This is a genomic window from Acinetobacter sp. ANC_7634, assembly GCF_056779875.1.
Genome location: NZ_JBWYIT010000007.1, coordinates 72281 through 85128, shown reverse-complemented (window position 1 = coordinate 85128; position 12848 = coordinate 72281). Strand labels below are relative to the sequence as shown.

12 protein-coding genes are annotated in these 12848 nt (G+C 40.5%); 5 read left to right on the top strand and 7 right to left on the bottom strand.

Going from position 1 to position 12848, the window contains the following annotated elements; genetic code table 11:
• Nucleotides 1-218 precede the first annotated feature (218 nt).
• The 5 genes from AC1M9A_RS08885 (at nucleotide 219) to AC1M9A_RS08865 (ending at nucleotide 5873) form a co-directional block, all read left to right on the top strand.
• Complete coding sequence (locus AC1M9A_RS08885; RefSeq protein WP_481610050.1) at nucleotides 219-1202, top strand: esterase/lipase family protein; 984 nt, start codon at nucleotides 219-221, stop codon at nucleotides 1200-1202.
• 220 nt (nucleotides 1203-1422) lie between these two features.
• A complete protein-coding gene (locus AC1M9A_RS08880) occupies nucleotides 1423-2412 on the top strand; it encodes a lipase family alpha/beta hydrolase (RefSeq protein ID WP_081403225.1) in 990 nt (329 codons plus the stop codon).
• 158 nt (nucleotides 2413-2570) lie between these two features.
• Nucleotides 2571-3545, top strand: coding sequence for an esterase/lipase family protein (locus AC1M9A_RS08875; RefSeq protein WP_035264290.1), 975 nt, complete (start codon nucleotides 2571-2573; stop codon nucleotides 3543-3545).
• Nucleotides 3546-3772: 227 nt separating this feature from the next.
• Nucleotides 3773-4750 carry a lipase family alpha/beta hydrolase gene (locus AC1M9A_RS08870; RefSeq protein ID WP_481590092.1) on the top strand — a complete coding sequence of 326 codons (978 nt, stop codon included), beginning with the start codon at nucleotides 3773-3775 and terminating at the stop codon, nucleotides 4748-4750.
• A gap of 142 nt (nucleotides 4751-4892) precedes the next feature.
• Nucleotides 4893-5873 (top strand): lipase family alpha/beta hydrolase, encoded by a 981-nt coding sequence (locus AC1M9A_RS08865; RefSeq protein ID WP_481587371.1) that lies wholly within the window; start codon nucleotides 4893-4895, stop codon nucleotides 5871-5873.
• Nucleotides 5874-5934: 61 nt separating this feature from the next.
• Here the strand turns inward: AC1M9A_RS08865 and rplS are convergent, their stop codons facing one another.
• The 7 genes from rplS to AC1M9A_RS08830 all read right to left on the bottom strand — a co-directional run bounded on the left by rplS (nucleotide 5935) and on the right by AC1M9A_RS08830 (nucleotide 12848).
• Nucleotides 5935-6306, bottom strand: coding sequence for a 50S ribosomal protein L19 (gene rplS / locus AC1M9A_RS08860; RefSeq protein WP_004787066.1), 372 nt, complete (start codon nucleotides 6304-6306; stop codon nucleotides 5935-5937).
• A 179-nt stretch (nucleotides 6307-6485) separates the two neighbouring features.
• Nucleotides 6486-7226, bottom strand: a complete 741-nt coding sequence (trmD, locus tag AC1M9A_RS08855) for a tRNA (guanosine(37)-N1)-methyltransferase TrmD (RefSeq protein ID WP_092766672.1) — start codon at nucleotides 7224-7226, stop codon at nucleotides 6486-6488.
• Between the two features lie 26 nt (nucleotides 7227-7252).
• The gene (gene rimM, locus AC1M9A_RS08850; protein ID WP_035264305.1) at nucleotides 7253-7801 is read right to left on the bottom strand and encodes a ribosome maturation factor RimM; all 549 of its coding nucleotides are present in this window, start codon (nucleotides 7799-7801) and stop codon (nucleotides 7253-7255) included.
• An 18-nt stretch (nucleotides 7802-7819) separates the two neighbouring features.
• Entirely contained in the window at nucleotides 7820-8077 is a 258-nt protein-coding gene (rpsP, locus tag AC1M9A_RS08845; protein WP_035264308.1) for a 30S ribosomal protein S16, read from the bottom strand.
• 144 nt (nucleotides 8078-8221) lie between these two features.
• Nucleotides 8222-8686 (bottom strand): type IV pilin protein, encoded by a 465-nt coding sequence (locus AC1M9A_RS08840; RefSeq protein WP_481610049.1) that lies wholly within the window; start codon nucleotides 8684-8686, stop codon nucleotides 8222-8224.
• Nucleotides 8670-9167, bottom strand: a complete 498-nt coding sequence (locus AC1M9A_RS08835) for a type IV pilin protein (RefSeq protein WP_481610048.1) — start codon at nucleotides 9165-9167, stop codon at nucleotides 8670-8672. The genes AC1M9A_RS08840 and AC1M9A_RS08835 overlap by 17 nt, the downstream gene beginning before the upstream one ends.
• A 9-nt stretch (nucleotides 9168-9176) precedes the next feature.
• Nucleotides 9177-12848, bottom strand: a complete 3672-nt coding sequence (locus AC1M9A_RS08830) for a PilC/PilY family type IV pilus protein (RefSeq protein ID WP_481610047.1) — start codon at nucleotides 12846-12848, stop codon at nucleotides 9177-9179.

Here is a 12848-nt window from a genome sequence, read left to right as displayed (position 1 = left end):
CTCTCGACCAAATTTAAATAATGCTTTTTGAACACATTTGCTAATGATTAAATCCTTTAATTATTTCAACTTTTGATTCTTTTTTGCTTTTTATATGTTAATTCGGCAAGCTAAATTGGCATTTTTTGTATCTTGTTGCATTCAATAACATCTTTTAAGGTCTTCTGTATGTTCATCTGGAAGAACATCATAGATTCACTAAAAAACTAGGAATAATAATGAAAATAAAACACATTCTAGGCTCGCTGGTGACAGCGCTATGTCTAACATCTACGACAACTTATGCTACTCAAGCTCAACAGATCAAAGTCTCAAGTGTCAAATCTGATTATGCCAAAACGAAATATCCTATTGTATTCGCTCATGGAATGGTTGGATTTATACGTTTGGGCACTGAAAGTCTAGGCATGGATTACTGGTATCAAATTTTACCTGATCTAGCAAGAAACGGTGCAAACACATGGGCGGCTAGGATGTCTCCTTTCAATTCTTCTGAAGTCCGAGGTGAACAATATGTTCAACAACTTGAAGAAGTCATGGCGATTACTGGTGCTGACAAACTCAATCTGATTGGTCATAGTCATGGTGCAAACTCTGTTCGTTATGCCGCAGGTGTAATGCCTGAACATGTTGCATCGGTGATGACTGTAGCCGGTGCCAACAAAGGTACAATCATCGCGTCAGATGTATTAAAAATCGCAGATAAAACAGGAACATCAGAGCTACTGAATGTTCTCATCAGCACTTTTGGTAAAGTCATTATGTGGGCGCAAGGTCTTCCTGCTGATACGTTCCCACATGATGCGATGGCCGCTGGTGTGAGTACATCTGTTGAAGGAACTGCCTTGTTTAATCAAAAATTCCCTCTCGGTTTACCATTAACCCACTGTGGCGAAGGTGCTTATCAAGAAAAAGGAATTCATTTATATTCAATGACAGGAAACAAGCCTTTTACGAATGCCTTGGATCTAGGTGACCCTGTCATGGTTCTATTTGACCGTTTGTCGGTTCATAAAGCAGGAAAAAATGATGGCATCGTTCCTGTTTGTAGTGCTCATTTTGGTAAAACTATTCGTGATGACTTTCCGTGGAATCATTTAGATGAGGTGAACTTGCTGTTCGGAATTAAAGGATTTTTTGCTCCTGACCCAGTTGCAGTTTATCGACAGCATGCCAACCGCCTTAAATTACAAGGACTTTAAATCTCTAGCTCTTTAATAGAGTGATTGCTTTCAAATTCATTAGACTGGATTTGAAAGCAGATTAAAATCTTGATCAAGATAGTCTTTTGATCAAATCTATCTCGCTTTTTAACCTTAAAAACCCACCATTCATCTATTCGATATTTAAAATGTGATTTACATCACTATAATCAATTTAACTCTAGGATTAGGGTTTGATAATAAAAAATTGAGGATGATGATGAAATACAACAAAATTATGGCGTGCCTACTTACGTCTGCAGCTTGCTTAACGACTCAATTATCTAATGCTTCTGCATTGGAAGTGAAACCTGTAACCTCGACACTCGGCAAATACAATACCTACGCAAAAACTAAATACCCAATCGTATTCGCACACGGACTAACAGGATTTGTCCGTCTTGGTACAGAGAGCTTTGGTTTAGATTATTGGCACCAAATCCTGCCAGATCTAGCGCGTAATGGTGCTAATGTCTGGCCTACACGAGTATCTCCATTCAACTCCAACGAAATTCGTGGAGAGCAATTGCTTCAACAAGTTGAAGATATTTTAGCCATTACTGGTGCACAAAAAGTGAACTTAATTGGGCATAGTCAAGGTGGACCATCAATACGTTATATTGGTGGAACAATTCCTGAACATGTGGCATCCATGACCACTGTCGCTGGTGTGAATAAAGGATCACCTATGGCAGACTTTATCTTGCGTTCAGAAGGAACAGGACTTGATACTGTGCTTGCGACAGCGATGAATTTTGTCTCGGGAGCAATTGTTTGGGCACAAGGATTAAATGCGAAAAGCCTGCCACATGATTCGCTTGCCTCGGCTAAAAGTTTATCTACAGCAGGCTCATTAGCATTTACAGAACGTTTCCCTGCGGGTGTACCAACCACAAAATGTGGCGAGGGTGCATATCAAGTCAATGGCATGCGTATGTATTCATTTACTGGTAATACACCGTTTACCAATGCCCTTGATCCATCAGATTATGCAATGCAAGCGGCATCTTTCATTGTATCTAAGGAAGGTGCAAATGATGGTTTAGTCCCAGTTTGCAGTGCTCGCTTCGGACAAACGATTCGGGATGATTACCGTTGGAATCATTTAGATGAGGTCAATCAAATGATGGGGATGACTAGCATTTTTGCAGCAGATCCAGTATCGGTTTATCGACAACACGCAAATCGTTTGAAACTTCAAGGACTATAATCTTCTCAAGCCTCCATACGCTCATCACGAAATTATGGAGGCTTATCTTAAAAATTGTTCCCTAAAGTTTAAATCCACTTTTCTTTCCTTTTGCTTCGCTATACTCTTATTGTGACAACGGAAATTGTCGAGTATTTCAATCCATCTAAGGAATAGAGATGAGAAAATTTATTTTGGGGACATGCCTCTCTTTCGCATGTTTAATTGGCACGAGTTACGCTGCTACAGCACCTGAACAAGTGACTTCAAAATTTCAAACTACCTATGCAAAAACCCAGTATCCAATCGTATTTAGTCACGGAATGTCTGGTTTTATCCGTATTGGCACTGATCCACTCGGTGTAGATTATTGGTATCAAATTTTACCTGATCTCGCCCGTAACGGTGCAAATGTATGGGCTTCCCGTGTATCGCCATTTAACTCATCAGAAATTCGGGGTGAGCAACTTTTACATCAAGTTGAAGAAGTCATTGCACTCACTGGATCGCCTAAGGTCAATCTAATCGGTCACTCTCACGGCGGGCCCACAATTCGATATGTCGCAGGTGTAAGACCTGAATTAGTCGCATCAATGACAGCGATTGGGGCGCCACATCAAGGCTCACCAGTGTCTGATTTTATATTAAAAATTCGTGATACAGCACCAATCCTTGAAACACCTATTGTGGCTGTAGTCAATCTATTGTCTAAAGCTATTATTTGGGCACAGGGACTTGATCCAGCATCCTTCCCTCATGACTCACTTGCGGGAGCCAATAGTTTGAGCTTAGCAGGATCAGCAATATTTAATCAAAAATATCCTATAGGTGTTCCTCAAAACTCATGCTCTGAAGGTTTATATCGTGAACAAGGAATATATAACTATTCCTTTACGGGTATCGGAACGGTCACAAACCCACTTGATGTAGACTCAGCTTTAAAAATTACCAGTTTATTAATTGATGGTGGTCAAGAGAATGATGGTCTAGTTTCACGCTGTAGTGCGAAATTCGGTAAAACCATCCGTGATGATCTCAATTGGAATCATCTAGATGAAGTCAATCAAGTGCTTGGTTTAAAAAGTGTCTTTGCGCCAGATCCAGTCTCGATGTATCGTCAACATGCAAATCGCCTTAAACAACAAGGTCTCTAATATATTTTTTTGTCTGCACTCATCTCTAGATGGGTCCAGACTGTTTAAATAGGCCTCATTAGCATGACATATCTATCCTATAAATGAGTCAACCATCCAATTTATATCAATAAATTTGCACTTTATCTCTTTTTATAGACTTAAGTCACAATTTTAGTATCTTAAATTATGGCGATGGATATCGCCTGAATCATAAAAATAAACGAATCACTGAATGAGTATCGAAAATGAAACTAAAAAAAATAGTCATGAGCCTATGCATAGGTTCATGTTTTCTTCCTGTTGCACAAGCCTCAACGCAAATTAAAGATTTAGCCGTTAACCATACCGTCAAAACACCTAAATCAAATTATGCACAAACCCAATACCCTATTGTGCTTGCCCATGGCTTATTTGGCTTTGGTAGTATGGTCGGTGTTGACTACTTTTATCAGATCACTCCTGATCTTGCTCGAAATGGTGCAAACATCTGGCAAACACGTGTTTCAACGATGAACTCAAGTGAAGTGCGAGGCGAACAAGCACTGAGTCAAGTTGAAGAGATACTTGCCATTACCGGCAAGCAAAAAGTGAATTTAATCGGACATAGTCATGGTGGTCAGACTGTTCGATATATTGCAGGTGTTATACCTGATCATGTCGCATCTGTTACGACAATTGCTTCTGGAAATCAAGGAGCAAGAATGGCTGATATACTAGAAGGTGTTCTGGTAGGTAATATTTTAGAAGCACCTGCTCGCGCGATTTTTGACAATCTGGTATCGCCAGTGATTACATTCGCATCTGGTCTTGATCCAAAAGTCTTTCCTTATGATGCTAAAGCAGCCCTACAAAGTTTAGGAACGAAAGAATCACTCAAATTTAGTCAGAATTTTCCAAATGGTGTACCTACAACCCAATGTGGTGAAGGGGCTTATCGTGTCAACAATACTCATTATTATTCATTTATGGGTAACTCTCCATTTAATACCGCTTTAGATCCATCTGATTATGGCATGTTAGCTTCTTCGCTTTTGGCTGAAAAAGATGGAGATGGAATTGTAGGACGTTGCTCCGCTCGATTTGGCAAGGTCATTCGTGATAATTATAAATGGAATCATTTAGATGAAATTAACCATCTACTCGGTTTAAAAAGCATTTTTGCACCAAGCGCTGTAGATGTTTATCGTCAGCATGCAAATCGACTTAAACTCCAAGGGCTATAAAACCTAAACACAAAGGGTGAGCTTTTCACCCTTTCTTTCAGTTTAATAATGATTAATATTTAGTCGGATTTATCTTATTTTTGTTTAGTTTTTCTTTACAATATTTTTTGACAATAAATATTGTCTTTTTAAGGAAGAAAACATGAAAACAAAAAAAATGATCCCAGCACTTCTGCTAAGTCTGGTAGGATTATCTCAACTTACATATGCTTCCGGCCTGATCGATGTCGAAGCTAAATACGTAAATACCAATTATGCGCAAACTAAGTACCCTATTGTTATGGCCCATGGCTTTGCATTAGGTTTTAGCCGCATTGGTACAGAACATTTCGGTTTAGATCAGTTCTATCAAATTACCCCTGACCTCGCACGAAATGGTGCACGTGTTTTTGTCGCTCAAATGTCTCCTGTCGAATCAACTGTGGTTCGTGGTGAGCAACTGTTACAACAAGTAGAAACAGCTTTAGCTATTACGGGTAAAGACAAGGTCAATTTGATCGGCCATAGTCATGGAGGACCTACTGTACGTTACGTTGAAGCCATTGCTCCTGAGAAAGTTGCTTCTCTAACTGCTGTTGCAGGCAGTATTAAGGGCTCTCCCCTAGGAGATACTTTCGTAAATAGTAAAGTGCTTAATAGTGTAGCAAAATTAGTTATTGGTGATATTTTGGCACCTGCAATTTCAATTATGGAAGGTAATCCAAGTCTTAGCGTTAATTACGAGCAATCCATGTATGATCTTTCTGTAAAAGGTTCTTTAGAATTTAATCAAAAGTTCCCATCTGCTGCGATCCCGAAAGACTGTAATTCTAACGGTTCATCACAAACGGCTAACGGCGTATATCATTATTCTTGGATTGGTTCTTCAAAGGTGACTAATGTTCTCGATATTTTAGATACCGCAATTGTTGTCTTAGGGACAGCGATTATGCCTAATGAACGCAATCACGATGGTCTCGTGCCTATTTGTAGTGCTAAATACGGTAAAGTAATTCGTGATAATTACAACTTAAATCATTTTGATGAAGTCAATCAAATACTTGGGCTTAAAGGCTTCTTTGCTCCTGATCCAGTATCAATCTTTAGACAACATGCCAATCGTTTGAAGATTCAAGGTTTGTAAGTTTTGATCATAAAAAAATGCGCCAAAAGGCGCATTTTTTTGCTTCGAAGCAAGGCTAAAATTAACCTTGTTTACGAGCTGGTAACTTTTCACGAATACGTGCAGCTTTACCAGAAAGTTCACGTAGGTAATAAAGTTTAGCACGACGAACGTCACCACGACGTTTAACTTCGATTTTAGCTACGATTGGTGAATGAGTTTGGAAAACACGCTCAACACCAACACCGCTAGAAATTTTACGTACTGTGAACGCAGAGTTCAAACCACGGTTTTTCTTAGCGATTACAACGCCTTCGAACGCTTGTAGACGTTCACGGTCGCCTTCTTTTACTTTTACTTGGACAACTACTGTGTCACCTGGTGCAAAAGCTGGGATGTCTTGCTTAAGCTGAGCATTTTCTACAGCTTGTACTAAAGGATGCTTACCGCTCATGGGGTATCTCCAATATGTGTGGGTCAGAAGAGGTCTGATATCCACTGGGGCTAGAGGCTAAGGCGCATAGACCCGATTGACTTTCCCTTCATGCTTGACCGCTTCAATGCATAAAGAGCCTATTTAATACTTCAAGCAATATGCTTGAGGTCATATTTGCTTAAATAAATCTAAAAGATTTATTTTTGCGAATCTTTGAGCCATTTCTTTTGCTGCTTAGTCAACTCAACTTTTTCAACCAATTCAGGTCGACGTTCAAGCGTTCGTTGATAGCGCTGCAAAAAACGCCATTTTTCAATATTTGCATGATGACCTGATTTTAGTACCTCAGGCACATCCAAACCTTCAAAATGATCAGGCTTTGTATATTGCGGACAGTCGAGTAAACCATCTACAAATGAGTCTTGAACGTGTGATTGTTCATCAGACATTGCACCCGGAAGTCTCCGAATAATACTGTCCAATAAAACCATCGCAGGCAGTTCTCCCCCAGATAAAACGTAATCCCCTATGGACCATTCCTGATCAACATATTTTTGGATCAAACGCTCATCAACACCTTCATAACGACCACACAATACAATTAATCCGTCATATTGCACGAAATCTTGTACTGAAGGTTCATTTAAGGTTTTACCTTGTGGCGACATATACACCACAGGTACATGAACAGCACCTGCTTGCGTTGCAAGCTCTTTGGCACGATGAATTGCTTTTGCCAATGGCTCAGCCATCATCACCATACCAGGACCACCACCAAATGGACGCTCATCCACTCGTTTGTAGTTCCCTGTTGCAAAATCACGAGGATTAATACAATGAATTTGCATTAAATCGCGTTTCGCTGCGCGACCGCTAATACCAAAACTTGTAATCGCTTCAAACATTTCAGGAAAAAGCGTAATGACTGCAAAAAACATCGCAGACTCCCGTATTTCCGAAAATATTAGTAATCTACGCCCCAATTGACATAGATACGACCAGTTTCGAGATCAACGCGTTGCACCACATCTTTATGCCATGGAATCATTCGCTCTTCGCCATCGACACTGTCAGCAGTTGCGCGAACTACCATCACATCGTTAGCACCTGTTTCAAACAATTCGTGGATTTGACCAAGATTGACTTCTTGCTCTTCATCATCCAGACCTAACACTGTTAGACCCTTTAGATCAGACCAATAATACTCGTCCACGCCTGGTTGAGGCAGTTGCGATTTAGAAATCCAGATATTTGCGCCAACTAAATTGTCTGCTGCAGTACGATCACTCACACCTTTCAGCGAAACAACTAAGCCTTTACCATGTGGCTTCCAACGTTTCACATCTACAATTTGCCAACCTGCTTTGGTCTCGATGTACCAAGGCAGATAGTCAAATATGTTGCTCATAGGTTCTGTATTGGAATAGACCCAGAGCCACCCATTTAATCCATAAGCTGAACGTAGCTGTCCAATCTGAATACGATCTTCGGGAACATTCTGTGTTGGTGTCATGGGCTAGCTTCTACCGTATTAAACAGCAGCTGCAGCTTTTTTAGCTTGAGCAGCTAATGAAGCAACACGTTCAGAAGGTTGAGCACCTTGAGCAACCCAGTGAGCGAAACGATCAGCATCTAAACGAAGTTTTTCTGCTTTACCTTGAGCTGTAGGGTTGAAGAAACCGATACGTTCGATGAAACGACCGTCACGTGCATTACGGCTATCAGTCACGATGATTTGATAGAACGGACGTTTTTTAGCACCACCGCGTGCAAGACGAATAACAACCATGATAGAACCTTATAGTTTTTACGGATTATCCCTGCACCGACCATCGATACATTTCAAACCCCTTTCATAGAGGGCAGTATTTTACGTGAACTTTGATCCGATTGAAAGCTCAAAAATTATTTATCCACATTTTTGAATTTAAATTTATTTTCCATCCCAGTTTGTACTTGAAGAAGGCGTACAAGAAGCTGCTTTCACCCAACATTTTTCATTGGCTTCATTTATGACAAAGTGACCATCTGTTTGCATCAATTTTCCACTCACAGGCACTGCACTCAACACCCAACTGTTGTTGGTTACATCTGATATACCAACCGTATAGACAGGATCATAATGCGGAACTTCAACTCGATTTTGCGCATTGGTCTGAAATCCCAATTCAGCTAACGTGACTGCTTTGCCATCCGATTTAATATAACTGTAATTCGCAGCCTGATAGTGCTGAAGTCGAGCTGCAATATCTGCCAATGTGGTTTTTACTTCGACACGTTTAGTTTTACGAACATATTCTTGGTAGGACGGATAGGCAATCATGGCTAAAATTCCAATGATGACCACTGCAATCATAATCTCTACTAAAGTAAATCCTGAATTACCATTGTTTTGCATTTGCACCACATCCTGTATATGCATTGACTTCTTTTAAGTCATTTTCCACCAAATATTCTGTTTTACAACGAATACCCTGACTCGTCGCCAAAAACGCATCATAGCCTGTCTGCGTTGGTACAGCTCGAATCCCCCATGCCCGTCCCAAGCCCTGATCTGAACTTAATAAGGTTTTAGGTTTTTTTTCACTGATATCGGCAATACTAATCACATATTTTGGTTTCTTCGCATCAGGCAGGGAAATACTCGTCATTGAAGTATCTTGATCGTAAATATACTTCGCATCAAAACCTCGATAGGAAAAACTGCGACTTTTATAGCGTTCTAGTTGTTCAATAATTTTGGATACTTCTTGCTGAGCCTGTGCAGCAGCATTACGTTTTAAATAACTTTGGTATGATGGCACTGCGATTGTCATCAATATGGCAATTATCACTACAACAACCATCAACTCAATCAGCGTAAAACCTTTTTGATTCATGGTAACCACCTACTGACGCTCAAACCAGTTATAAGCTTTCAGCACTTTGGTTGTGATGTAGTTGGTATAACCACCGCCCAGCAAAGTCGTTTTCTTTTTACCATTCTGGACAATAGGTACGCTGTTTAGCTTACTAATCCCATCAGACTTAGTGTCTGAGATTTCTGCCACAATTTTATTTTGAAGATTAGACGTTGATCCAGCATCTCCACAAACACCATACGGCAAGCAAAGCTTTAAGGTACGACTTGCTCCTTTAATGCCCCCAGTACATTGGTTCGGTTGTTGTGACGATGCATCATTTGGATTGTATAAAGACACATATAAATCTGAATGACTTGGACTATTTGCGATCGCAATATAACCATTTAATGCTTTAACTGTACCAGTATTCGCTGTTTCGTTTTTAGCCGTTGTTCGTTGCAGCACATAGAACCAACCACGCTTATTACGGTTCATCAGATGTGGCACTGTTGTACCTGATAAATTAGACCATGCAGTTAAATGAGCTTCGGTAAGGTTTTGTGTTTTAGCAAAATTCGCTTGAAACAAATTCGGTTGTGCCAAGTCATAATCATGTAACACATAGACTCGATTGTCATAAATATTGCTGGTATTTAATGGAAAGCTGCGATTTCCTGACGCAATACTCACCGCACCAAATCGCTCACCATTCAGATCATGGATGGTCAAAGCAGGCATTTCATAAAAACGTTGGTGATACGCACTAAAATCAGCAAGACGTGTCACTCGTCCAAACGCGGTTGTATTCGTTCCAAGACGATTATTGAGATCGACGCGCCACACTTGCCCACCTAAATCACCAAAATATAGGTGATCGATCAAACCATCCGTATTGCGGTCAAATGCTTTAATTTGACTGACCACACTATATTTCATCTCAGCATGCTTAACATCAACACTGGTTTGATTCGATTGGTTGCCATAGCGTGCATTCCACAATAATTCGCCCGTTTCAGCATCAAAAATATAGACACCCGCCCCTTGATTAGCTCGTTGACCAGTTAATGCAGATTGAGGCTGATAACCATCCGTTTCATAGGCCATATCATAGCCACCACCCACAATCATGACCGTTTTAACTTTGCCGTCAAAACGAATTTTAGCAATGGTAGGTTTAGACCAACTATATCCCATAGCTTTTAAGGCATCTGATTGATTTGTGCCGCTCACTGATGTTGATTTACTCTTTATCGTTCCAGAACTTGGATCAACATGGAAAAGTAATTCAGGTTGGTTCGGATTTTTCATATCCAAGGCATAATAACTACGCCCACCCATGCGCATACCACCATAAATGTTGGCTTTCGCAGCAATAAACTTATTGTTGTTCTGATCAATCTTATATTGAACATCTGAAGTCCATGATCCATCCATGCCATAAATAGGATGCGCAGATGACAATAATGTATTGGACTGTTCAAGTAACGCGTCTCGTCGACTTGGATCTTGAACCATTTCATGAGCTAAGAAACTAAATGCCTCTTCACCAGTTTCTTGATCCACAACATGCAATAATCCTTGCATCGTCCCAAATACCACGTAATCTTTTCGATGAGTCGCATTACGGGTATTCGCTAAAATGGTACCAGACCCCGCGTTATATTTTGCTTCGAGCGTCACCAACAATGGTTCCGAGTGAACAACGCCTCCCATTTGCTGCATCACCTTAAGATCTTTAACCTTATTTAGATCATTCCAAATGTATCCAGCAGGTAAGCTACTTAAGTAGTTTTTATCAAGTCGATAACCCAAAGCCGACAGTAAATAGGGTTGATATACATTTTGTCGCCACCCCGACTTGGTTGAATCAATATAGGTCGCGGCTAGCACATTCTGTGTCGTTAATTTCGTCAGTTGTCCATTCTCAGAACCTACCAATCGTTTTGCTTGATCACCCGTTGTGGCAATCGTTGCATTGGTGAATAAAGGGCGCGTTTTTATTTTGTCTGTAGCAGTAACACCTGCTAGTGGTGAAGGTGTGGCAATCCGAGAGAACACGCCCCCTTGAATTGCACTCAAACCATCATCTATTCCAGTATTGTTCCAAAAATCATGCGTATTGGTTCGTATTGCACCTGATCGATCAAGTACCTCTTTCCCCCCACGATCAATCATCACAGCTTGAGCGTTAATACTGTATTTCTTTAAGTTCCCTAACCATAATTGATGTGTGGAAGCCAATACCGAATTTGCTGTGCTCACCTGTGGTTGAAACTGCGGTGCGAACACATAAGGATATGCTGAACTTGTTGATAAACGGTCAAATGGCACCACATAAGTACCAAAACTAGCAGCCTCAAAGTTACCGTGAGAGACGGCAACCAAGAAGGTATTCAATGCATTCTGAATATCTTCACCAGAAGTCGCTTGGGTATACCCCCCAATTTCTTGGCGAGTCCCGTAGGTATCCCCTTTACCAATCACATTCCCCAACTGTTTTAATGCTTGAGCATTCATACTATTGGAAATGTCATTTCCAGAACCTGTATAGCTACTATCAAAAGTACAATGATCGTATAGACCGTCATTGTCATAATCACGACAGGTTTCTCGTGGATGCTTTTGGAATAAGGGACCAAAACCTACAGTAGATGTATAAACACGCTTCTGATTCGCATCGCTGGTCATCTGTGTTTGATTTGCCAAACGCTGAACCATCTTACCCACACAAGCCCATGAACTACGGTTTTGCCAGGTGGTTTGATTGGCTGACACAGCATTACCAATATCATCTTCATAAAAACGATATGGCTGCGTCGCCATTTCCTTAAACTCGCCATTGAAGGTCGCGGCACCACTGGCACCTTTGGCATTACCGTAATTGTAATAGACATCTTTTAAGGGCGAGCCTTCACAAGTAAAGCTGTCATCTGCCAACGCATTTTGCATGACAGGGAGTACCGTCTTTGGTCTCAAACCAACTGGCGCCCCATCTGTTAAGAAAAAAACACCTTGCGTACTACATTGGGCATCACTGTTATTCAACTTGTTGAGTGGCGCTCTATAACTACCATCCGCTTTGCGAATGTCCGCTGGCGCAAATGATGCTCCAGATAAACCACGGCTATAATTAGAATATTTAGATGAAGGAAGTAAATCGATGCCTTTTAGGTTAGCCCCAAAGGTACGATTTCCTAGTAAATACGCATAAGTTTCTGAGAGTAATAGTGGTGTGGGCGTACTACCTACGGCTCCAATACTATTAATTTTATTGATTAAATCCGTACGGTGAGCAGGTGTAAGTTGTTTTGCTTCTAGTAAGATTTTAGATGAACGAGCATTTTCACCATAGCTTAACCAATCTTCTGTTGTCCCTATTTCACCCGTTGACGTAAACACCGACACCCCAATATAAACATTATCTGGAATACGATAATTTCCTGATAAGTCCTTTGCATTTAAGGCATCTACCAATGAGTTTTTTAAGGCATTTAAACGGCTAACACTTTGACCTTTATAAGTTGCATCTACTGCACTCATACTCATCGAGTTATCAATCGCCAACATGATAATCGGATTATTTTTTGCTACAGGATTTTGATAAATTTGTAGATCACTGGCGTTCATTTGCATTGGGATCGCACCCAATGCCATCACGACTGCAATACTTTGCGCAATCATCTTTTTTGTAAAATGATTCTTTATCTTTTTATTCAC